Source organism: Sulfurospirillum sp. SCADC, assembly GCF_000743525.1.
Lineage (GTDB): Bacteria > Campylobacterota > Campylobacteria > Campylobacterales > Sulfurospirillaceae > Sulfurospirillum.
The window spans coordinates 267,916-290,074 of the sequence record NZ_JQGK01000001.1 but is presented as its reverse complement, the minus strand read 5'-3'; the positions used below and the strand labels follow the sequence as shown (position 1 = coordinate 290,074).

At 43.0% G+C, this 22,159-nt stretch carries 27 protein-coding genes; 10 read left to right on the top strand and 17 right to left on the bottom strand.

Features of this window, described 5'->3' with window-relative positions:
- Positions 1-61 precede the first annotated feature (61 nt).
- Positions 62-526, bottom strand: a complete 465-nt coding sequence (locus JU57_RS01475) for a hypothetical protein (protein WP_037955959.1) — start codon at positions 524-526, stop codon at positions 62-64.
- A 178-nt stretch (positions 527-704) separates the two neighbouring features.
- Here JU57_RS01475 and nifH point away from each other — a divergent pair, with 178 nt between their 5' ends.
- Genes nifH through nifK form a run of 4 tightly spaced genes read left to right on the top strand, consistent with a single transcriptional unit; the run spans position 705 to position 5,056 of the window.
- A complete protein-coding gene (gene nifH / locus JU57_RS01470) occupies positions 705-1,616 on the top strand; it encodes a nitrogenase iron protein (protein ID WP_037955956.1) in 912 nt (303 codons plus the stop codon).
- 31 nt (positions 1,617-1,647) lie between these two features.
- Positions 1,648-2,007, top strand: coding sequence for a hypothetical protein (locus JU57_RS01465; protein ID WP_037955953.1), 360 nt, complete (start codon positions 1,648-1,650; stop codon positions 2,005-2,007).
- Between the two features lie 30 nt (positions 2,008-2,037).
- Entirely contained in the window at positions 2,038-3,492 is a 1,455-nt protein-coding gene (gene nifD, locus JU57_RS01460) for a nitrogenase molybdenum-iron protein alpha chain (protein WP_037955951.1), read from the top strand.
- Positions 3,493-3,502: 10 nt separating this feature from the next.
- The gene (gene nifK, locus JU57_RS01455) at positions 3,503-5,056 is read left to right on the top strand and encodes a nitrogenase molybdenum-iron protein subunit beta (protein WP_037955947.1); all 1,554 of its coding nucleotides are present in this window, start codon (positions 3,503-3,505) and stop codon (positions 5,054-5,056) included.
- Between the two features lie 34 nt (positions 5,057-5,090).
- Here the strand turns inward: nifK and JU57_RS01450 are convergent, their stop codons facing one another.
- From JU57_RS01450 to JU57_RS01440, 3 genes are read right to left on the bottom strand one after another with little or no spacing between them, the layout of a single operon-like run.
- Positions 5,091-5,459: a hypothetical protein gene (locus JU57_RS01450; protein WP_037955944.1), complete on the bottom strand. Its 369-nt coding sequence runs from the start codon at positions 5,457-5,459 to the stop codon at positions 5,091-5,093.
- Positions 5,456-6,505 carry a HAMP domain-containing sensor histidine kinase gene (locus JU57_RS01445; RefSeq protein ID WP_037955941.1) on the bottom strand — a complete coding sequence of 350 codons (1,050 nt, stop codon included), beginning with the start codon at positions 6,503-6,505 and terminating at the stop codon, positions 5,456-5,458. The genes JU57_RS01450 and JU57_RS01445 overlap by 4 nt, the downstream gene beginning before the upstream one ends.
- On the bottom strand, positions 6,492-7,127 hold the full coding sequence (locus tag JU57_RS01440) for a response regulator transcription factor (protein ID WP_037955939.1): 636 nt from the start codon (positions 7,125-7,127) through the stop codon (positions 6,492-6,494). The genes JU57_RS01445 and JU57_RS01440 overlap by 14 nt, the downstream gene beginning before the upstream one ends.
- Before the next feature lie 129 nt (positions 7,128-7,256).
- Between JU57_RS01440 and JU57_RS01435 the strand changes: the two genes are divergently transcribed.
- From JU57_RS01435 to JU57_RS01425, 3 genes are all read left to right on the top strand, one after another.
- A complete protein-coding gene (locus JU57_RS01435; protein ID WP_037955938.1) occupies positions 7,257-7,574 on the top strand; it encodes a DUF1104 domain-containing protein in 318 nt (105 codons plus the stop codon).
- 124 nt (positions 7,575-7,698) lie between these two features.
- On the top strand, positions 7,699-9,264 hold the full coding sequence (locus JU57_RS01430) for a bifunctional GNAT family N-acetyltransferase/carbon-nitrogen hydrolase family protein (RefSeq protein WP_037955935.1): 1,566 nt from the start codon (positions 7,699-7,701) through the stop codon (positions 9,262-9,264).
- On the top strand, positions 9,265-9,729 hold the full coding sequence (locus JU57_RS01425; protein ID WP_037955933.1) for an RNase H family protein: 465 nt from the start codon (positions 9,265-9,267) through the stop codon (positions 9,727-9,729).
- Between the two features lie 58 nt (positions 9,730-9,787).
- Here JU57_RS01425 and JU57_RS01420 read toward each other — a convergent pair whose 3' ends face one another.
- The 6 genes from JU57_RS01420 to JU57_RS01405 form a co-directional block, all read right to left on the bottom strand.
- Positions 9,788-10,078 carry a hypothetical protein gene (locus JU57_RS01420; RefSeq protein WP_037955930.1) on the bottom strand — a complete coding sequence of 97 codons (291 nt, stop codon included), beginning with the start codon at positions 10,076-10,078 and terminating at the stop codon, positions 9,788-9,790.
- A 21-nt stretch (positions 10,079-10,099) separates the two neighbouring features.
- A complete protein-coding gene (locus JU57_RS13935; protein ID WP_148295272.1) occupies positions 10,100-10,249 on the bottom strand; it encodes a lmo0937 family membrane protein in 150 nt (49 codons plus the stop codon).
- 14 nt (positions 10,250-10,263) lie between these two features.
- Positions 10,264-11,049, bottom strand: a complete 786-nt coding sequence (locus JU57_RS01415; protein WP_051906457.1) for a BON domain-containing protein — start codon at positions 11,047-11,049, stop codon at positions 10,264-10,266.
- Complete coding sequence (locus JU57_RS13930; RefSeq protein WP_294875109.1) at positions 11,046-11,198, bottom strand: hypothetical protein; 153 nt, start codon at positions 11,196-11,198, stop codon at positions 11,046-11,048. Before JU57_RS13930 ends, JU57_RS01415 begins: the two co-directional genes overlap by 4 nt.
- A 218-nt stretch (positions 11,199-11,416) precedes the next feature.
- Positions 11,417-12,340 (bottom strand): PA2778 family cysteine peptidase, encoded by a 924-nt coding sequence (locus JU57_RS01410; protein ID WP_037955929.1) that lies wholly within the window; start codon positions 12,338-12,340, stop codon positions 11,417-11,419.
- Positions 12,337-12,717, bottom strand: coding sequence for a PA2779 family protein (locus JU57_RS01405; RefSeq protein ID WP_051906455.1), 381 nt, complete (start codon positions 12,715-12,717; stop codon positions 12,337-12,339). The genes JU57_RS01410 and JU57_RS01405 overlap by 4 nt, the downstream gene beginning before the upstream one ends.
- A 245-nt stretch (positions 12,718-12,962) precedes the next feature.
- On the opposite strand from JU57_RS01405, the gene JU57_RS13595 reads away from it, so the two are divergent.
- Positions 12,963-13,676 carry a response regulator gene (locus JU57_RS13595; protein WP_051906453.1) on the top strand — a complete coding sequence of 238 codons (714 nt, stop codon included), beginning with the start codon at positions 12,963-12,965 and terminating at the stop codon, positions 13,674-13,676.
- Positions 13,673-15,718 (top strand): FIST N-terminal domain-containing protein, encoded by a 2,046-nt coding sequence (locus JU57_RS01395; RefSeq protein WP_037955927.1) that lies wholly within the window; start codon positions 13,673-13,675, stop codon positions 15,716-15,718. The genes JU57_RS13595 and JU57_RS01395 overlap by 4 nt, the downstream gene beginning before the upstream one ends.
- Before the next feature lie 50 nt (positions 15,719-15,768).
- Here the strand turns inward: JU57_RS01395 and JU57_RS01390 are convergent, their stop codons facing one another.
- Entirely contained in the window at positions 15,769-16,065 is a 297-nt protein-coding gene (locus JU57_RS01390) for a hypothetical protein (protein WP_037955925.1), read from the bottom strand.
- A gap of 506 nt (positions 16,066-16,571) precedes the next feature.
- On the opposite strand from JU57_RS01390, the gene dinD reads away from it, so the two are divergent.
- The gene (gene dinD, locus JU57_RS01385) at positions 16,572-17,429 is read left to right on the top strand and encodes a DNA damage-inducible protein D (RefSeq protein WP_037955923.1); all 858 of its coding nucleotides are present in this window, start codon (positions 16,572-16,574) and stop codon (positions 17,427-17,429) included.
- A gap of 41 nt (positions 17,430-17,470) precedes the next feature.
- Here the strand turns inward: dinD and JU57_RS01380 are convergent, their stop codons facing one another.
- The 6 genes from JU57_RS01380 to JU57_RS13925 are packed head-to-tail and all read right to left on the bottom strand — an operon-like array spanning position 17,471 to position 22,140.
- Positions 17,471-18,895 carry a glutamate synthase subunit beta gene (locus JU57_RS01380; protein ID WP_037955920.1) on the bottom strand — a complete coding sequence of 475 codons (1,425 nt, stop codon included), beginning with the start codon at positions 18,893-18,895 and terminating at the stop codon, positions 17,471-17,473.
- 1 nt (position 18,896) lies between these two features.
- On the bottom strand, positions 18,897-19,244 hold the full coding sequence (gene hypA, locus JU57_RS01375; RefSeq protein WP_037955918.1) for a hydrogenase maturation nickel metallochaperone HypA: 348 nt from the start codon (positions 19,242-19,244) through the stop codon (positions 18,897-18,899).
- 5 nt (positions 19,245-19,249) lie between these two features.
- On the bottom strand, positions 19,250-19,723 hold the full coding sequence (locus tag JU57_RS01370) for a 4Fe-4S dicluster domain-containing protein (protein WP_037955915.1): 474 nt from the start codon (positions 19,721-19,723) through the stop codon (positions 19,250-19,252).
- 1 nt (position 19,724) lies between these two features.
- Complete coding sequence (locus JU57_RS01365) at positions 19,725-20,813, bottom strand: nickel-dependent hydrogenase large subunit (protein WP_037955913.1); 1,089 nt, start codon at positions 20,811-20,813, stop codon at positions 19,725-19,727.
- The gene (locus JU57_RS01360; protein WP_037955910.1) at positions 20,806-21,300 is read right to left on the bottom strand and encodes an NADH-quinone oxidoreductase subunit C; all 495 of its coding nucleotides are present in this window, start codon (positions 21,298-21,300) and stop codon (positions 20,806-20,808) included. The genes JU57_RS01365 and JU57_RS01360 overlap by 8 nt, the downstream gene beginning before the upstream one ends.
- The gene (locus tag JU57_RS13925; RefSeq protein ID WP_294875095.1) at positions 21,301-22,140 is read right to left on the bottom strand and encodes a 4Fe-4S binding protein; all 840 of its coding nucleotides are present in this window, start codon (positions 22,138-22,140) and stop codon (positions 21,301-21,303) included.
- Positions 22,141-22,159 lie beyond the last annotated feature (19 nt).

Here is a 22,159-nt window from a genome sequence, read left to right as displayed (position 1 = left end):
TATGTATTTATATGGTGGAGTAATAACCTATTTCCTAGAATTACCTTATTAATATTTATCTCTAACCTCTAAGCATAACCCCTAAGAAGATGGCGACAATTCCCAAGACAATATTGATAGGCAGTAAAATCGTAGGGAGCAATCGCATGTGCTCTTTGGCACTTGCAAAATCGCCTAGATCAAAACTTTTTTGTGCAAGGATTCGTTTGATGTACATATACGTATAATTGAGCGTCATAATCGTCCAAATCGCTTCTTTAAGATGAATAAACCCACCTGTATAGCCAACTCCTTTGATGATGAGAAGCGCGCAGATGAAGCTGAGGGCAATAAACGGCATCACAAGATTGAACAATCGACCTACGATGTGCAATGTTTTGCCAAGTTTTATTTTGGGTTCTTCAATGCTTTGAATCACAGGATGTACGGCAAATTTAATCGCAATCATACCACCGACCCACACCACCGCCGAGATAATGTGTAAAAAGATAATGATCGTTTTATACTCTTCAAACCAAGTTTGCATACTCACCCCTTTCAATATTATAGCAATGGATTATACCCATCCAATCACCTTTGAACATTGACTTTTTACATGTAAATATTTCACTTTATATTTTTATTTTTTTCAAGCATATTTTTTTTCTACGGAACACTATATGCAAAAGTGTCTGGTGAAATAAAAACTCACAAAGGAGAACAAAATGGCTGAACTCAGACAAATTGCTTTTTACGGCAAAGGTGGAATTGGTAAATCAACCACTTCACAAAATACACTCGCGGCAATGGCGCACTACTTTGGTAAGAAAATTCTTATCGTAGGATGTGATCCAAAAGCTGACTCAACACGACTTATCTTGCATGAAAAAGCACAATGTACCATTATGCAACTGGCTTCAGAAGCAGGTACTGTTGAAGATTTGGAACTTGAAGATGTATGTAAACCCGGTGCGGCTGAGTTTGATCCCGATAACACAGATATCACAGAAGGTTTTATTATGTGTGCAGAGTCTGGTGGACCAGAGCCAGGAGTTGGTTGTGCAGGACGTGGTGTTATTACAGCGATTAACTTCCTTGAGGAAGAAGGTGCTTATGACCAAGATTTAGATTTCGTTTCTTACGACGTACTAGGGGATGTTGTTTGTGGTGGATTTGCGATGCCAATTCGTGAAGGTAAAGCACAAGAGATCTACATCGTTATGTCAGGCGAAATGATGGCGATGTATGCGGCGAATAACATCTCTAAAGGTATTTTGAAATACGCAAACACGGGTGGGGTTAGACTTGCAGGACTTATCTGTAACGCACGTATGACAGACCGTGAGTATGACCTTGCTAAACACTTGGCAGAGCAAATCGGAACACAACTTATCCACTTTGTACCAAGAAGTAACCACGTTCAACGTGCAGAGCTTCGTCGTATGACGGTTGTTGAGTTTGCGGATAAAACAGACCAAGCATTTGAGTACAAAGAGCTTGCTCGTAAAATTATCGACAATGATCTTAAAGTGATTCCAAAACCACTCGAGATGGATGATTTGGAAGCATTGTTGATGGAATTTGGTTTAGAAGAAGAAGTCGAAGCAGATGCTATCGGCAAAAAAGCATCAGCTTAATTAACATATAGATACATACAAGGAGCATACAATGTTTATTTGCGGATACCACTTCCCAGCATCTTTGGGAAATAAAATTAGTCATGAGCAAGTTGTAGAAAGAGTAACAAGTGAAGCGGGAGATCTTTCCGATGTGAGTTACGCCATTCTTATCAGTGAGAACCGTGATGGTGTCAAACAAGAAGACCTTAAAGTTGAAAAAGGCTCATTCCTTTTTACAGCATTGGCTGATTATTATAAAAAATCAGACATCGAAGGTGAATACAAGATGATTTATTACACCAACAAATATCAGATGAGTGAAGTCTCTAAAGCAGTCGATGGTGCCGCAACAGCAGCGGTGTGTAAAAAGCTTGACGATATGCTTCTGTATAGGGTCAAAGTCGCTTAATCAGCGGCTTACATGTAAAAGGAAAAGAGCATGACAACTGAAACATTGTTAAGCCAACACGAAGCGGTTATCGCAGAAGTGCTTGAAGCTTACCCTGAAAAGGCAAAGAAAAGTAGAGAAAAACACTTAGGCGTCGATACGCCTGAGGGTGTTAAAGGTGCATGTGATGCAACCAAAAGTAACAAGCAAACGGTTCCAGGGGTCATGTCTCAACGAGGGTGTGCGTATGCTGGAAGTAAGGGCGTTGTTTGGGGACCGATTAAAGATATGATTCATATCAGCCATGGACCCATTGGTTGTGGTCAGTACTCAAGGGCTGGACGAAGAAACTATTATATCGGAACGACGGGTGTTGACACTTATGTTACGATGAACTTTTCAACCGACTACAACGAAAAAGACATCGTTTTTGGTGGCGATAAAAAGCTTAAAGCTGCCCTTGCTGAGATTGACGCGCTTTTCCCACTGAACAACGGTATCTCTATTCAGAGTGAATGCCCAATCGGTTTGATTGGTGATGATATTCAAGCGGTGGCTAAAGGCTACAAAAAAGAGTCTGGCAAGCCTACTGTTGCGGTTTCGTGCGAAGGTTTCCGTGGTGTATCTCAAAGTTTGGGTCACCATATCGCGAACGATATGATCCGTGATGAGGTTTTACCTGATAATTCGTATAAAAAAGATTTCGAGTCCACTCCGTATGATGTTGCGATTATCGGCGACTATAACATCGGTGGTGATGCGTGGAGTTCAAGAATTTTACTTGAAGAGATGGGTCTTCGTGTTATCGCTCAATGGAGTGGTGATGCAACCTATAAAGAGTTGACCATCGCTCCAAAAGCGAAAATCAACCTTCTACACTGCTACCGAAGTATGAACTACGTTGTTCGTCACATGGAGCAAGAATTTGGTGTGCCTTGGATGGAATATAACTTCTTTGGTCCAAGCAAAACAACAGAGAGCTTACGCAAGATCGCGGCGTTCTTTGATGAGAGCATTCAAGCTAAAACCGAAGCAGTTATCGCTAAATACACTGCAATGACAGACGCTGTTGTTGCTAAATACCGCCCGAAATTAGAAGGCAAAACTGTTATGTTGTACGTCGGTGGACTTCGCCCTCGTCACGTTATCGGTGCTTACGAAGATTTGGGAATGAAAATTATTGGAACAGGTTATGAGTTCGGACATGGTGATGACTACAAACGTACCAAAGATGAGCTTAATAGCACAACCTTGATCTATGACGATACGAATGAGTACGAATTAGAGCAATTTGTCAAAAGACTTAAACCAGATCTTGTAGCGAGCGGTGTTAAAGAGAAGTACGTTTTCCAAAAAATGGGATTACCATTTAGACAAATGCACTCTTGGGATTATAGTGGTCCGTATCATGGATACGATGCCTTTGCAATTTTTGCAAAAGACATGGATTTGGCGTTGAACTCCCCAGTATGGGCTCACACCAAAGCACCATGGGAATCTAACTAAGGAGAGCACAATGCAAGACGTAGAAAACATAGTAAATGGGCAGAAGCTCTTTTTAAAACCAGAGTATCAAGAAGTTTTCAAAAACAAAAAGCAATTTGAAAGTAACACAGGTTCAACGAATCCTGAAAAAGTCATTGAAATTGCTAAGTGGACAACCACATGGGAATACCGTGAGAAAAACTTAGCACGTGAGCACATCACGATCAACCCAGCCAAAGCGTGTCAACCTTTGGGCGCTGTTATGGCAGCCCTTGGGTTTGAGAACACCATGCCGTACGTTCATGGTAGTCACGGTTGTGTGGCATACTTTAGAAGCTACTTTACACGTCACTTTAAAGAACCAACACCGTGTGTGTCTGACTCAATGAGTGAGAGTGCGGCGGTATTTGGTGGTCTCTCAAACATGAAAGAGGGTTTACGTAACTGTAAAGCGCTTTACAAACCAGACATGATCGCGGTTTCGACGACTTGTATGGCAGAAGTTATCGGTGATGACTTGAACGCGTTTGTGATCGGTGCGCGTAAAGACGCTGAGGGTGAGCTTGACAATACGCCAATCCCAGCGGCACACACACCTTCATTTGTGGGTAGCCACATCACAGGTTATGACAATATGATGAACGCGATTCTTCAAGAGCTTAACATGGTTGAAGAGGGCGTTGAAGCCCCTAAAGATGCTGAGCGCATCAACATCATCCCAGGTTTTGAGTCATACCTTGGAAGTTTGAAAGAAGTGAAAAAAATCGCTTCTATGTTCAGCGACAAAATCGTAATGATCGGTGATCATGAAGATCAGTGGAACACACCAGCAGGCGAGTATAAACTCTTCGCAGGTGGTACACCGCTTTCTGTGGCTAAAACAGCACGAGGTGCAGGTACGACGATCTCTCTTCAAAAGTACTCTACACAGGCTACTGCGAAGACGATCAAGGGTGAGTGGAAACAAAACTACGTTACATGTAATCCAATTGGACTTGGTGGAACCGATGAATTTGTGATGAAACTCAGCGAGCTTACAGGTAAACCCGTTCCTGCTGAACTTACGAAACTTCGTGGTCAACTTGTGGACGCGATGCAAGACAGCTACCCGTATATGCACGGTAAAAAATTCGCCATCTGGGGCGATCCTGACTTCTTGTTAGGTGTTGTCTCTTTCTTGGTTGAAATGGGAGCGATTCCTGTTCACGTTCTTTGCCATAATGCCCCTCGTAAAAACTGGGAAAAAGAGATGCAAGCCATCCTTGATAAATGTACGTTTAAAGAAGAGTGTCATATCTGGGCAGGTAAAGACTTGTGGCATTTAAGAAGCCTTCTCTTTACCGAACCCGTTGATTTTATGATCGGTAACGTTTACGGTAAAGAGCTTTACAGAGATACCAAAATTCCTTTGATCAGAATTGGTTTCCCAATTTTTGATAGACACCACTTGCATAGATATTCTATCAGCGGATACGAAGGTGCGCTCAATCTTTTAACATGGATCACCAACTCCGTCCTAGACGCGTTGGATGAAGAGACAAAAGAGATCGCAAAAACAGATTATTTCTTCGACTGCGTTAGATAGTCACTTACGTTGAGAGCTTCGGCTCTCTTCGTTTCTATTTTCCACCTTTTCCTCCACCACCTTTGCCATTACCGCTACTACCTCCTTTGCCCTTGCCTGCGCCAGTAGAACTGTTTGCATTGGAGTTTCTGCCTGTCAGTGTATTGATCTGTTGCGTTTGCACATCTTCGCTTTTTTCAGCATTTAGATCAGACATCAATTGCTCTCGTTTGGCTTCATTTTCAATTCTTGCTCGCTCTTTAATCGCTTGAATATAACGCTGACGGAACTGCCTAGGAGCTGAGATCATGTGCGTGGTGAGTTCTTCAATACTCTTACTCGTCTCTATCTCTTGGGCGACATCCTTTTCATCAAAAGCATAAAGGTGAACCATGAGCAAAATGGCAAGTGTTGCGTATTTCATGCCTTTTCCTCTTTTGAAAAAAGGAGTGTGATGGATGTTCCCATTTCAGCATTACTTTCCAGTGTAATGTGAATGGCTAAACTATCGCACAATGTTTTAACGATATTCAGTCCAAGTCCAAGCCCTTTTTCACTCTCTTTATAGTACCGCTCATAGACAAGCGTGCAGTTTTTGATGCCAATGCCTGTATCGCTAATCGTGACAACATTTTCTAAATTACTCAGCTTTACCGAGCCATTTTTGCGGTTATATTTGCACGCATTTGAGATAAGGTTATCAAAAATCCTTGCAATAGAATCCGGATCGCTATGGATGATGTACGGTTCTGTTTCAAAGATAAACGTCAGTTTTGGGTAGAGCTTCTGATACAGTTTTGCTCTTACATGTAAAAGTTTTTCAAGATCAACTTCGCTTTTTTTGGGAATAAATCCTTGATGCAAGACTTCAAGATTACGGTACAAAGAAGCGATCGTTTTTGCCGCTAATTCGATGCGCTCTAGGGCTTCAGATGGAGCCGTTTTAGCCATAGATTTGGTATTTAAAAGTATGGAAGTTACGGGAGTATTAAGATCATGAATCATATCTTTTAAGAAACTTTCCAAAAGATAGAGGGCATGTTTGAGCGGATAGAGCGCGTAAAATGAGTACAAAAGTGAAAAGGCAATGATGGCACATAAAAGAATGCTATAGATCAAAAGCACTTTGTTAAAAAGAGTATGAATCTGGGCATTGTATTCTTCATGTGGCATAATGACTTTGAACATAGAGTTTTTCGTGCTTGGAAGGGCAAAATACCCACACATACCACGATCACAGGGTTGTAAATTGAGCTCATCCACACTCTTATCATAAGGAATCACGTCCACATCAAAGGTCGTACCTTGAAAATCATAGGTAAACGCTTTCATCTGCGAGAAAATCTGCTCTTCCATTATATGCTTCTGTTCGCTGTAATAAAACGATGCCACAAGCGTGGTCAGCAGCATCAAGGTGACAAAGAAGATGCCAAACGTTTTAAAAAGAGCCTCTTTCTCATATTTTTTCAAGACGGTATCCTATGCCTTTGACGTTGATGACCTGTAACGAAAAGCGTTGTTTGAGTTTGGTGATATGCACACGCAGTGCAATATCACTGGGTTTTTCCATCACATCAAAGAAATGCTCTTTGAAGATAGTTTGACCCATGTTTCGCATCAGAAGATCAAAAATTTCTTTCTCCACAAAGCCAAGATCAACCTCTTTTTCATTGTGAAAAATGCGTTTGTTTAAGAGATCGTAGGCAATGGAGCCGTACGAGAGAACGGGATTTTTTTTAAGCATATGCGCTTTAATGCGCACTAAAAGCTCGTCAAACTCAAAAGGTTTTTTGATGTAATCATCGCAAGCGCTATCAAACGCTTTGGTAATCGTTTGAATGTCTTTATACGCACTGATAAAAAAAGCCGGCGTTGTATCGCCACTCTCGCGCAGGAGTTTGAGCAGATCAAGCCCATTGAGTAGGGGAACATTGATGTCGAAAAGATAGAGATCAAAACTATCTTCATACGAATAACTCAGCGCCTCTTCTCCATCATCGGCATGCACAACTTCATACCCTTCACCCATCAGCAAGCTTTTGAGTGTTTCACTTAAGAGGTAGTCATCTTCAAGCAGTAAGATTTTTGACATGGAGTGCTCCTTATTCAAAGAATAGCAAATATCTGTTAATGAAGTGTTAAAGTAAAAAAATTTGTCCTTAACAGTTTGCTAACACTTTCTCCGTATAGTTTCAATATACATATCAACAAGGAGTCAATGATGAAAAAGAGTCTTTTAGCATGGGTGTTTTTAGGCGTAGTTGCTTTTGCAACAGACTATTCAGCCATGAGTGCAACAGAGCTAAGTGCTATGAGAGGAACGGTTCCTGCAGAAGATAGAGCAGCTTTTCAAGCGGCAATGCAGTCAAAAATACAAACCATGAGTCAAGAAGAGCGTCAAGCTTTGACACAATCACGTACTTCCAACCCAACAACTGGAAATATGGGTGCAAATTCTGGAGGTACGAACGGCAGTGGCAATGCGAGTGGTTCAGGCATGGGTGGTAATGGCAAAGGCGGTGGACGAGGAGGGCGATAACACCTCTTGATACGTTGAGAGCTTCGGCTCTCTTCTTTACTCTTCAATCAACCACACTACTAATCTATGATAAAATAATTCTTATATTTTTACCGTTTACATGTAAGAAAAAAGGGAAAATTTTATGGCAAGTAGTGATGATTTAAAACAGACCAATAAGCTCGTGCTTCGCAATTTAGAACTCAAAGATTATACTCAAGTTAAAAAAATTATGGACAGAGTCTATCCGACTCTTGGCGGTTGGACGATTGAGGAGTTTAGCGCGCAACTCTCCACCTTTCCTGAAGGGCAGATCTGCATCGAAGATGATGGTAAAGTGATCGCGGCGGCGCAGAGTTTGATCGTGGATTATGACACCTTTGGCGATCGCCATACCTACAATCAAATCACGGGTAATGGGCTTATCTCCACGCACGATCCTAAAGGCAATACTTTGTATGGCTTGGATATTTTTGTCGATCCTGATTACCGAGGTTTGAGGCTAGGAAGACGGCTTTACGATGCGCGTAAAGAGCTCTGTTATCGCCTTAATCTTAAGCGCATCATCGCAGGTGGGCGTATCCCTGGGTATGCAGAACATGCGCATGAGATGACTCCTTCTAAGTACATCGAACTCGTTAAAGACAAAGAACTCAGTGATCATGTTTTGGGGTTTCAACTTGCCAATGACTTCCATGTCCGTCGTGTTTTAAAAGGCTATCTCAAAGGAGATGCTGCGTCACGTGAATATGCCACACTTTTGGAGTGGAGCAATGTGGACTACGAAGAGCCTCACACCAATCCAACGGTCAATCGTGGCATTGTGCGTGTGGGCATCGTGCAGTGGCAGATGCGCAGTGTTAAAAGTGTGGAGGAATTTTTAGACCAAGTCGAGTTTTTTGTGGATGCGATGGCAGGGTATAACGCTGATTTTGTCCTTTTCCCAGAATTTTTCAATGCGCCACTGATGGCGTTGCGCTCCGATGAAAATCCTGAAACGGCGATTCGCACCGTTGCGGCGCACACCGACACATTGGTGGAGAAAATGGGTCAATTTGCCGTGCGCTACAACATCAACATCATCGCAGGCAGTATGCCCGAATACGATGGCAATACGCTCTATAACGCGAGTTACTTGTGCCGACGTGATGGTACGAAAGATGCGCAGAAAAAACTGCACATTACACCCGATGAAGAGGCGTACTGGGGCATGCACGGAGGGGACAAATTGTGTGTGTTTGAAACCGATGTAGGTCGTGTGGGAATTCTCGTCTGTTACGATGTTGAGTACCCCGAACTTCCGCGGCTCTTAGCCGATCAGGGCATCGATATTCTCTTTGTGCCGTATTGGACGGACACCAAAAACAGTTACTTACGTGTGCGTCGTTGCGCGCAAGCTAGAGCGATTGAAAATGAGTGTTATGTCGCCATCTCTGGCAGTGTGGGGACGCTTCCCAAAGTTGAAAATATGGACATTCAGTACTCCCAATCGGCTGTCTTTAGCCCATCAGATTTTGCCTTTCCGCACGATGCCACCATCGCCGAAGCCACGCCAAACACCGAGATGACCTTGGTTGCCGATCTGGATCTCAGTCTTTTAAAAGAGCTAAGAGAGCGAGGCAGTGTCCGCAATCTTCGTTCACGCCGCAATGATCTGTACAGTTTGAAATGGAAAGGCGATAAAGAAGATTTTGTTGTGGTTAAAGGCTAGGTGATACGACTTTTTTGCGATGGCAGTGTCAATGCGCAGACCCATGTGGGCTTTGGCGCGTATGTCGTAGTTTTCCAAAATGCTGCGTTTGATTCTTTACATGTAAAGCTCAAAGCCTTTCATGACACCTCGTCCACCAAGCTTGAATTGCAAACACTTTTGTGGGCGGTGGAAGAGTGCAGAAGCCTTAACGATGAGATTGTGATTTACACCGATTCGCAAAATATCATTAGCCTTCCTAGTCGAAAAGAGCGGTTTGAACGCATGGGTTATAGGACTAACCACAAGAAAATTCACGAACATGTGGCGTTGTACCAAGCGTTTTATACTATGATGGAGGAAGTGAACTGTTCGTTGGTGAAGGTGAAAGGACATAAGCTGGAGCGTGATAAAGATATGAATGATGATTATTTCACGTTAATGGATCGCGCCTCAAGGGAAGCGCTTCGAAAAAGTGGTCTATGAAGCTTTACATGTAAAGAAAAGAGGAGAAGGAATTCCTTCTCGCTTTACGTGGCAAAGCTTATTTGCCGAAGTGTTTTGTGGCGTGATGTAGGGTAGATTTGGTGGATTGCCAAATGGATTCAACCCCTTTTTTCATCTCATCAAATTTTTCTTCGCTTGCTTCTACAAGCTCTTTAAGTTTTGTTTTACCTTCATCCATTTTTTCTTCAAGTTGTTTGATCTGTTTGTGCATTTCTATCTGAACATCAGCCCTTGCACCTGAGGCTTCTGCTTTAAACTTAGCCACTTGAGCTTTGCAGGTATCAAATTCTGCTTGGATTTTTTGTTCGTAAAGTTTTTTATCACTCATGGTAGATCCTTTTTGAGTAGTTTAGAGAACACGTCTGCCTTGGATAATTCGAACGAGCACTACGATCAGAGCGATGACCAAGAGAAGGTGTATAAACCCTCCCATGGTATAACTCGAAACCAGACCGAGTGCCCACATGATAATCAATAAAAGAGCGATTGTATAGAGCATGTGAGTCTTCTTGTTTAATTTTTAGAAGTGGGATCAATACTCATGGTATTGACAACACTGATAACACCATCAACATCTTCGACGAGTTTCGTAACCAAGTCGACTTCAGCCGCATTTTGTGCTTTTCCGCTTACCATGACAACACCGTCTTTGGTGGTCACATTGGTACGAATCGCACTCGTTGAAGCATGAAGAAGAAGTGTCATTTTAACTTGAGCCGTGATGGAAGCATCATCCATTTTTTCACCCATGGTTTCAGGTTTTGCAAGTTTCATGTTGTTGATGACACTTTTAACCCCTTCCACATTTTTGGCATATTGGGTTGTCAGCTCTTTTTTAGCAGAACTGCTAGCTTCGCCTTTTAGGGTAACAACACCGTTTTTAACAGTGACTTCCGTTTTACTCGCACTCACGTTGCTGTGAAACACAAGCGCCGTTTGTACTTTCATCCTGATCCATGTATCGGAGTTTTCAGGAAGACGATCTTCTCGTATAACGATCTGATTGTCAACACTTTTAACACCAGAGATCGCTTCTGCTGTATTGCCTGCCATTGGTTTATGTACATCATCAAAGACTTCGCCTGAGAGTGTCACCACACCGTCTTTCGAAGCAATTTTAATGGGCTCATCTTTTAAGTAGGTCTTGTAAACAAAACTCTTTTTAAACGATGACTCAATTTGGTTATCCAGATCAGATGCGTACGCTGAGATACTCATCAAAAGGATAAGCGCAACAATCGCTGCTGCGATAAATGAATATTTTATAATCACAGGATACTGATTCATTGCGGTTTTCAATGTTTGATCGTTTCGTCTTTTTTAGGATCAGCTTTTACGCCGTCTTTTGTTGGCTCAGTTACTTTAGAAGAATCTTTTTTAGGATCGACGCATGCAGCATCTTTTTTAGGATCGGTATGGGTATTGGTTTTATTTTTGTCGTTAAACATGATAAGTCCTTATGTTTTGGTCGGTAGATATTGAAATACACACGTATTCAGTCGATAGTATGGGTATGTAATATGAAGCTATAAAAGTATTTTCATTGTTGAAAAGACTCTTGAACTCTTTCTTACATGTAAACATCTTACAGACCCTTGGTTATTTTTTGGTTATTATCAAACTCTTTACATGTAAAACGTTTTACATGTAAAAGAGTTTTGATGGTTTACTCTTGCAGTCTTCGTTTGATCTCTTCGAGGGTTTTTTGGTATTCCACCGAAAAGACGCCACCAATATCAACGGCTTCAAGCGCATACTGTTTTGCTTCACGCAATTTGTTTTCTCGCATCAGCGATTGCGCAAGGTTATTTAAGAGCACAGGATCATGTGGTTTAAGCGCAAGTGCACGTTTGTACTCTGTCGTTGCATTAAGATAATCTTGCATCTCCATATACATATTTGCCAACATCACCGAGCCCAAAGTTGAGCTAGGATAGGTTGCCACGTAGTTAATGGCGGAGAGTTTCGCTTGCTCTTTGTAGCCAACATCGTACATATCAGTAATCGCACGTATCATAGCTGTCTCGTTGGAGGCAATGGGTAACAGTGGCGGTTTCAGTGCCACAACCGCCCAGCTTCCACCACGCTTTGAGAACATTTCAAAGTCATCAAAACTCATCCATGTTTGATCTCCCTTAGGTGCTGAGAGAAATACTTTTTTGTCTGCTGTATCAAAACCTGTGACCACCGCGTAGTGCCATGCAGGAAGCGGGGTAAGACCTAGATTGAACAGAACCAAAACAGGCGTGTTGTTAGAGACTTCACTTAAAACGGGTGCGAGACCAGCATTGAGTGCATACGGAATCAGTCCATAACGTCTTGCCGTTGCTTTCATCTCCATTTGGAGTGTTCCTGCAAGCTCTGGGGTAAAGGTTGTTCCAACCACATCGCCATAGACAAACTCAACATTTTGATGGGTTAGCAAGGTTGCTAAAGACGCAGGTCCACAAAAGTATGCCTCTTGCGGGTAGATGGTTAATGAAAGCTTTTTAGATTGTGCGATCGATTTATCCGCAGATAAATAGTCGTAATTTTTAGAAACACACCCCGTAAAAAGTAAAAGAGCTGCGCAGAGAAGTAAGCGTTTCATTGAACACTTCTTGTGAAGTTAAACACTTTGGTAAAGCCTAAAATATCGGTAATTAAAAGAACGATAAAAATGAAAACTAAAACACCTAAGATAGCTCCACCTGCACTACCCCCTGCAGGCATTGATTCTATTTGTTCGTTGATTTGCGCGATTTCTTCATCGGTGAGTGTCGCGATTCTTGCTTGGACATTTTCAGCACTGACACCAAACTCTAAGAGTTTAGATTGTACCTCTTGTTTCGCAAGAAAATTATCGATGGTAACACTTGAATGAGACTCATGCAACACATCTTTAGTACTGATGACTCCCGCGAACATCGTACTACTAAAAAGGCTCAGAGATACGATAAAGGCAATAACGAATTTTGCAATGTTCATAATGAACTCCTTACATGTAAAGGGATCGATAAGCTTATGACAAGCACAGAAATGACGGTTCGGATTTAAGGTTTGAGCCTTAAACCCGTTTCTTCACACACGATTTATTGTAAATCTTCAAGGTTATTTTTCAGTTATTTTCGTTTGATGTGTCTGGGTAGGGCTTGGAGGTACCCATGCGAGAAAAGAGTCAATACTTCGCTATAGTAAAGTAAATACTAATCCACCACGGCAAAGGATGCACAATGTTAGATCTCGGTGTTATGTCCTGCTGCAATCGTTACACGGTTTTATGCGTCGATGACGAAGAGGAGTTTTTAGCGTATCTCTCTTCCATTCTTGAACGTTACTTTTTAAAGGTCTACTCTGTAGCTTCTGTCAACGAGGCATATAAAATTATAGAAGAGCAGACGATAGATATTATTATCACCGATTTGTATATGCCAAAGACCAATGGCATTGATTTTATTAAAAAAATTCGAAGTGAGCGCTCTGCTATCGCAGCTATTTTTTTAACGGCGTGCTTTGAAAAAGATTATTTGCATGCGGCGATTCCTTTGGAGCTTGATGCCTATCTTGTCAAGCCTGTCTCGCTTGAAAAGCTTTTTGAAACATTGCAGCGTACCATCGAGCACATTGAAAAACGTTCTTCAAAAACGTACACGATCAAAGGTGGTATTTCGTTTGATTTGTGCGATCAGGTGGCGTATGAAACGGCGAGTCGTAAGCTGATCGATGTGACTCAAAAAGAGCTTGCACTGCTCAGTCTGCTTCTTAAAAACCAGCATACGATTTTAAGCAAAAGTGTCATTGAGAGCTATTTGTGGGAATTTGAATCCGCTGCGGATAGTTCCGTGAAGACATTAATCAACAAACTCAGAAAGAAGATCGGCAGTGACGCTATTATCACGCACAGCACGATTGGATATTCTATCGCTCTTGAGGAGCTTACAGTATGAAAATATACACCTATCGTTTTGTCTCACACGAAGATTTTGCCCTGTTTATCGCCCTTAAAGAGCTCAATCTTGCCCCCAATATTTTTGTGATGTGCTACTCTGGCATCGACGATCAAGCGATCAACCAAGAGATACTTTCTAGCATCAAAACGCTTCTGCCCCAAGCGTCCATCATGGGTTCCACCACCGATGGGGAGATCTTTGAAACCGAGGTGATGGTGCACTCCTTTGTCCTCTCCCTCACGACGTTTGAGAGCACAAACTTGCAGATTGAGCTTTTCCCGTGCGATCAAGACTCTTTCAGATCAGGGCAGATGATCGCCAATGAAGGGGTGAAATTAGGGGCGAAAGTGGCGATTATCGTCGCGGATGGCATTGTCACCAATGGTGATTATTTGATGGATGGTGTGAACTCCATTGCCCCTTCTTTAGTCGTCGCAGGAGGACTTGCGGGAGATAACGGACGGCATGAAGAGAGTTTCATCTTTTGCGACACACAGATTCATTCCAAATCCATCGTGGTGGGCTATCTCATCAGCGACACGCTTGAAGTCTATCACACCAAAAGCTTTAACTGGGCACCCATGGGACCCAAGTTTAAGGTCACGCGCGCCGATAAAAACTGTATCTACACGGTCGATGACATCTCGGTATTGGAGCTTTACCGAAAGTATTTAGGCTCCGCGTTAGCGCAAAAACTTCCTCTTGGCGGCATCGAATTTCCATTTGTTTTTTACAAAGAGGGGCATCTGATCGGGCGGGCACCTATTCGCCTCAACAATGATGGTTCGGTCGTTTTTGCGGGCAATATCAATGAAGGCGAAATCATTCAGTTTGGCTTTGGCGACATCGATGCCATTTTATCGGACGCGAGAGAAATTATCTCCGATTTAGCCGAATTTGGACCTGAAAAAGTGATGATCTTTTCGTGTATGACACGCAAAAACTTTTTAGGGGAAGATGCACATAACGACTTTGAAGGACTCGCGTCCATAGCACCCACGACGGGATTTTTTACCTATGGAGAGTTTTTTCACGATTCCGATCACAAATGCAATTTTCTGCTCAATGAAACCATGACCGTCTTGGGACTTAAAGAAGCATCTGCAGTTTCCAAAGCCAATATGCAGCAGAAAAAAAACCTTCCTCACAAGAAGATTTCACGTCATCATCGCTACTCTGAGACGTTTGATGCACTTTTGCATATTGGCAGACAAACAGCCTTGGAGCTTGGAGCGCTGAATTCAACGCTCAACACCAAAGTCGAAGAGGCGGTCAAACGTTATCAGGCTTCGGAGGAGCTCATCATTATCCAAGCACGTTCTGCCATTATCGGTGAGATGCTCAGTATGATCGCTCATCAATGGCGCCAACCTCTCTCGATCATCGGGATGGTCATCAACAAAATACGCCTCTCTACCATGAGTAATCCAACCAAAGATGAAGCGCTTATAACCGACATCGACGTCGTGGATCGCAATGTAAGTTACCTCTCCAATACCATTGAAGATTTTAAAAACTTTTTTAAACCTGAGGTGAAAAAAGAGTGGCATACCGCTTCAAAGATTTGTGAGCAACTGCGCTCCCTTGCCGATCCGATTCTTAAAATGTATAAAATTGAGTTAGAGATCACTTTGAATGATGATAAACAGTTTTTTATCTATGGAAGTGAGCTGGTGCAAGTGTTGCTCTCCATCGTCTCAAACGCCAAAGATGCGATCTTTGAGCAACAAAAAGAGAATGGAAAAATCAGCATCGTTTGTGAATACAAACCGCTTAAATCCATCTACCGTTTCACGATTTCGGACAACGGTGGAAGCATCGCTGCAGATATGATTAAGGTGATGTTCGAGCCTTACGTCTCTAGCAAAGGCATTACAGGAACGGGACTGGGGCTTTATATGGCGAAGACGATCATTGAAAAGCATTTTAGAGGAACGATCAGCGGTAAAAATATTGAAGGTGGAGCGTGTATTATTATCGATTTCCCGATGATAGTCAAAGAACCGCTCCTCTTACTTGAGTCTAAATTGCTCTCCTAAGAAGCTTTACATGTAAAGAACAAGAAGAGAGGTTTTCTCTCCTCTTTGGGTTAGGTAAGCGCTTTAAATTTGGTCGCAGTATCGGCAAATGCCACAATGATGCTATCCCAAATGATTTCAAAATTTTTCTTGGCAGATTCAAAACTGTGTCCTGTCATTTTGACCAATTCCGCCAGTTTTATTTTTCCCTCTTCCAGTTTGCCTTCAAGCAATTTAACGTGTTTGTTTAATTCGAGTTGCATATGCGTACGCGCCGCAAATGCTTGGGTACGAAACTGAATCATCCCCGTTTTCCACTCATTGAGTTGGGTCTGTTTTTTGTGTTGGTAAAGTTCTTTATCGTTCATAGGATTTCCTTTTGGGTCTATCGTTGGTTGGCAGATACATGTGAAGTGACACAAAGAGATTAAAATGCACAGAATATGGGACGCTACTTACCGCTTTCACTATACTCTTATTTGAGCCATTGTGCTGTGTTTTGCAAAAGGAACGAGAAGATAGCTTCATTCCTTACCGAAGTACCCATATTAGAGACTTTCCTGCCAACATGCAATCAATTTTTCGCCAAATTCCCTAAAATCAGGATTCGCTTCACACATACAGTTCCCTAGTGCCTCTTTATGCAATATTTTGGGTTAAATATCTTTACATGTAAAGTATTTTTCCTAGAATAAATAGAGCATCAATACGCCACTAAGTACCATAACGCAAAAAATAGGATAACAGAAGAAAAAGGTTTTAGGCTAAATTTTTAACTTTTTTTTGCAAAGGTTTTTTTATATTTCAAATTGCTATATTTTGACATCATTTCACAGAAAATTGTTACAATGTTCAAAAATACCAAGGTAGCCACATGAAACAAGAACTTATAGCGGATTTGCAGTCTCAATTCAACGCCATCGCTCACACTACAGCTGATGAAAATGTTGAGTTTTGGTATGCACGAGATTTGCAAGGTGTATTGGGTTATGATAAATGGGAAAATTTTTTTAAGGTTATAGAAAAAGCAAAAATATCGTGTGAAAATTCTCAAATAGAGATTTCAGACCATTTTCTTGATGTCAGGAAAATGGTCGAGATAGGCTCAAATGCACAACGAGAGATAAAAGAGATCGTTTTAACGCGGTATGCGTGTTACCTCATAGCTCAAAATGGCGATAGTTCAAAAGAGCCAATAGCGTTTGCACAAACCTATTTTGCTTTGCAGACACGAAAACAAGAGCTGATAGAACAACGCATTGAGCTTGAAGATAGACTCAAAGCACGCAATAAACTCAAAAATAGCGAAACAGAACTCTCTAAAAATATTTATGAGCGTGATGTTGACGACAAAGGCTTTGGGCGCATTCGCTCAAAGGGTGATGGTGCATTGTTTGGCGGTTTTAATACGCAAGAGATGAAAGATAAATTAAGTGTTCCAAGTAGCAGAGTTTTGGCTGATTTTTTACCCACAGTGACCATCACCGCAAAAAATCTCGCCACAGAGATAACCAATCACAATGTCAAACAAAACAATCTTTACGGAGAAAACTCCATTACCCATGAACATGTCACCAATAATAGCAATGTAAGAAAACTACTGGTAGAAAGTGGTATTAAACCTGAAGAATTACCACCTTCTCAAGACTTGCAAAAGCTTGAGCGTAAAGTAAAATCGGACGAAAGAAAGCTCATTAAAAGGAGTGCTTTACCCAAAAAAGGCGCAAAATGAAATGAATCTTGAGGAGATCGTATTTTAGCTCCTCATGGTTCTTACATGTAAAGCATTTGATCCTCAACAACACCCAATTTTCGAGCGATCGCCACAGCAGCCGTTCTGCCATCTAACGCGGCATTGACAACCAAGTTTGCTCCACGTACCACATCACCACCAGCAAAGATGAATGGATGGGAGGTCTCTTTGTTTTCATCGACGATGAGGGTGTTTGCGCGTCCGACAGCGAGGTTGAGTTCATCGTAAAAGCTAAAATGTTTTGCTTCAAACCCAAGTGCTAGAATGATACTATCGGCTGGCAAGGTTTGAAGACTGTGCGGTTTGGTTTGCAATTTGTTGTTTTCATCGAGATGCGTTTCCATGATTTCAAGCCCCACAACACGATGCTCCTCATCCACGAGCGCTTTTTTGGGTAGGGCGTTAAAGATAAATTGCACCCCTTCTTCTTTGGCGTTAATGACCTCGGCGCGACTTCCGGGCATGCTCTCTTCGCCCCTGCGGTAGACACAGGTTACACTTTTAGCATGATGACGAATGGCGGTACGAAGGGCATCCATCGCGGAGTCGCCACCACCGATGACGACGACGTGTTTGTTGCGTAAGATCGATTTTTGAAGGGCATGATCGAAAAGGTTTTTTTGTGTTTGGGTAAGCAGGGTCATGACTTGATGCACACCATTCGCATCTTCATTTTCCATGTCTGCACTGCGACCTTTGGGCACACCCAGTCCCAAAAAGACGGCATCAAATTTCTCTTGAAGCTCACTGAGGCTCACATCTTTGCCCACTTCGGTGTTAAGGTGGACTTTCATACCTGCTTTTTTCATCCACTCAAAACGTCGCAAGATGACACTTTTAGGCAGTTTAAAGTTGGGAATGCCGTACATCAAAAGCCCACCTACACGGTTTTCGCGCTCATACAGTTCGACTTCGATGTTGGAGCGAAGCAAAAAGGTCGCACAGCTCAAACTTGCAGGACCACTGCCCACAACGGCAACTTTGAACTTTCGACTCCCTGCTTGTCCATAATCGGGAATGGCGCCTTGCTCGTATGCTTTTTCATTGAGAAAGACTTCCACATTGCCGATGGAAACCGCGTGGTAGTCTGTTTTCTCTAATGTACACGAGCTTTCACAGAGCCCTTTTTTGGGGCAAACACGACCAAGTATTTCAGGAAAAGGAGAACGTGCATTGGAGAGCTCAAACGCCCCTAAGTAGTCATTTTCATAGGTTTTTTTAAGCCATCTTGGAATGTTGTTATTGAGTGGACAGCCTGTGCGACAGAATTTAAACTCACTTTCAAGTCCACGCAAAAGATCGATGGGGCACTGCAGACAACGACTCGCCTGTGCCTTGGCTTCGCTCTCTTCAAAATTATGATAAATCGGGTAATAATCCTCAACGCGCTCAACTGCTGGGCGTTTTTTTGGATAGGCTTTTGCGATTGTTTTATAGTCTCTCATGTTATTCCTCTATGATCTCTATACTCTTTACATGTAACTCTTGCCCGCCTATCATCGAGACGTCCTCGCTGTGACATTTGGGGCAGATAAAATGGTTCTCACTCACGACACTTTGCTCATGACACGAAGCGCACAGAAGCACCACGTCGCACAGCTCAACAACAAGCGTGGCATCGTGGCAGATGGTCCCTTCTTTAAAGGTGTCAAAACACTGTTTCAAAAAATGAATCTCAATGCCGCTGAGTCTTCCCACACGAATTTCAAGACGTTTAATCGCCTTGGCATGGTGCTTTTTTGCCTCTTTTTCACACACATCAATGAGTGAAGCGACGATGGAATACTCGTGCATCGCCCTTAGCCTTTGTCTGCCATCAGCGTTTCAAACGTATCGTAATCAACCAGACGAATCGCATCGGTGGTGCAGACGCGCACGCACGAAGGCCCTTGCGGATGGCTAAAGCAGAGGTTGCATTTCACAGCGACCCTGCGGTCTTCTTTTTGAATCATGCTAATCGCGCCATACGGACAGACGAGTGAACAGCATCCACACCCGACACACGCTTCCTCATGCAGTTTGATAAACCCATCCATCCGCTCAATGACACCATGCGGACAAATAATCGCACACGGTGCATCTTCGCAGTGCATGCACTGAAGGGGAGCGGTTTTGCTCTCCATCTTTACCACACGATTGCGTGAAATAAGCGGTAACTTCGTGGTGTAGGCTTCCTCAAAGGCAATCCCTTGGTAACTAGCAGCACAGGCTAACTCGCAACTCAAACACCCCACACATTTGGTGCTATCGGCTAAAATAAATCGATGTCTCATCTTAACGCTCGGTACAGGAGATACAAGGATCGATGCTGTTAAAGATCAGAGCAACATCGTCAATGCTATTGTTGGGCATCATCACTTTGAGCGCTTCCCAGTTCATGTACGTTGGCACGCGCCACTTCATCCGCTCAGGCTTTTGCGTTCCATTGGTTTTGAGGTAATAAACGAGCTCTCCACGAGGCGCTTCGGTACGAGAGACGGCTTCGCCTTCTGGAATGAGTGTGCGTGTTGGAAGCACGACATCGCCTTTTGGCAGGGTATCCAGTGCTTGGTGAAGCAGTTTCATGGACTCTAGGATTTCATACAGTCTCACTTTGGCGCGGGAGAGCACATCGCCATCTTGTTGAAGCACGACATCAAACGAAAGTTGGTCATACGCGGCATACGGGGAGCGTTTTCGCACATCGTTATTGACACCGCTTGCACGTGCCACAGGGCCTACAACGCCCAGTCTGAGTGCATCTTCGTAGCCTAAAACTCTCACACCGCGAAGGCGTGTAATAAGCGTTGCATCGGTTTCAAACAGAGCGATAAACGCTTCGATTTTGCGTTTGTTTTTATCCAGTGTCGTTTGGATGGAAGCGATCAGTTTGGCGTCCAGATCAAACTTCACGCCACCAATGGTGTTGGCACTTAAGTCCATGCGATTGCCCCAAATGGACTCTTTGAGGTCTTGAAAATCCTCACGCGCCTCCAAAAACTGTGTCATCAACGTTTTGTTGTGAATAAGATGGCTGAGCATGCCAAGGTTGAAAAGATGGCTTGCAATGCGCTTGATCTCATCGGCAACAACACGAAGGTAAAGGGCACGTTCAGGAAGGCTGAGTCCTGCGATTTTTTCCACCGCCATGCAGTAGGTAAACGGGTGGTTGTTGGAACAGAGCGCACAGACTTTTTCGGTGATGATGAGATTTTGCAAAAAGTTTCGTTGAAGTACGATAGCCTCGATGCCACGGTGAACAAAACCGTTGATCATATCAACCGTTTTGATCGTTTTGCCATCACTGTTGGGTTCGATTTTGAAATAGACGGGCTCTTCAAGTGCCACATCAAACGGTCCTAAAATGACTTTGGTGTTATCCACGGTTGCTTCCTTCTGCTGCTTTAACTCTGCTCCAAAGTGCTTGGCTCACTTTGCCACTCATGGCGGAAGAGAGTGAATAGTACTCGCTTAAAACAGCCTCTTTAATCGCTTCATCGAGAAAAAGGCGTTTGGGGTTGGGGTGATTGAGGATAGCTATGCCATAGATTTCGGAAAGTTCTCTCTCCGTCCAGTCCGCACTTTTAAACAGTGGCGTGATGGAGGGAACGCTTTTGTCGGTGATGTGCAGTTTGACATTGAGCATCATGCCATCAAGGTCGAAGTGATAGACCAGTTCATGTGCATCTTCTTTTTGATGCGCGGTGATCATACAGACCCGAGCATTCATCGTTTGAAGGATTTCGGCAAGCTGTAAAAGCAAATTTTTATCGTCTATTTCGCACCAAAGGCTATCACCCCGAGCGTCAAAATGGCAGCACAATTTTAAAGTACTCAGAGTGTCATTGAGTTTTACATGTAAAGATTTCATTTAGAGGACTCTTTGTTTGAAAGTATGCTCACGCCTGCATTTGGGGCAGAGTTTAAAGAGAGAGGTAATGGGTTGACTCACGTTTTTAAACCCACGTTTAAACATCGTTAAAGGAACGTTTATCATCGGTTCATGACAGTTGGGACACTGCGTATATTCGACCATATTGGCGGTGATGGAGGTGTATTTTTCACTTTGCGGTGTCGCTTCGGCCAGTGTGTTGCTTAACGTAATCGCACCCGTTGGGCAGAAGTAGGTACAGTTACCACACACGGTACAGGTGTTGTGCCAGATGATGAAGTCATAGTTCTTTTGCGGCTCAACACACGAGATGTTTATCGCTCCAGCAGGGCAGACAAATGCACAGGTTTGGCACAGAACACACTGCTCTTTATCAAACGTGATTTTTCCTTTGTAGGCATTCATGCACTCACTCACCTTCTCTTTCCAAAGTGCACAGGCTTTAATCAGTCCATCGACAATAGTTTGAGGCGAGGGCGGACAGCCAGCGATGTTGACATCGACATGGACAAAGCGATCCAGTGGGTCTTCGATGGAGTAGCTATCGCGAAATACGCCACCCGTGATCGGGCAAATTCCCATGGCTACGACCACTTTTTCATCGGGCAAACGTTTGAGCGTAGCCTCTAAAAAAGGTTTGAAACGTGTGGTGATGGAACCTGTAACGATGACAATATTTGCCTCTTCAGGAGTGTTGGTGTAGGTGCAATGAAGCGTGTCAAAACCAAATTTGGGAACAAGGATGCTTGCCAAAAGCTCGACATCACAGCCATTACAGGAACCTGCGTTGATGCGATAAACGTTAATATTATCTACCATAAAGAGTCTCTTTAGTTTA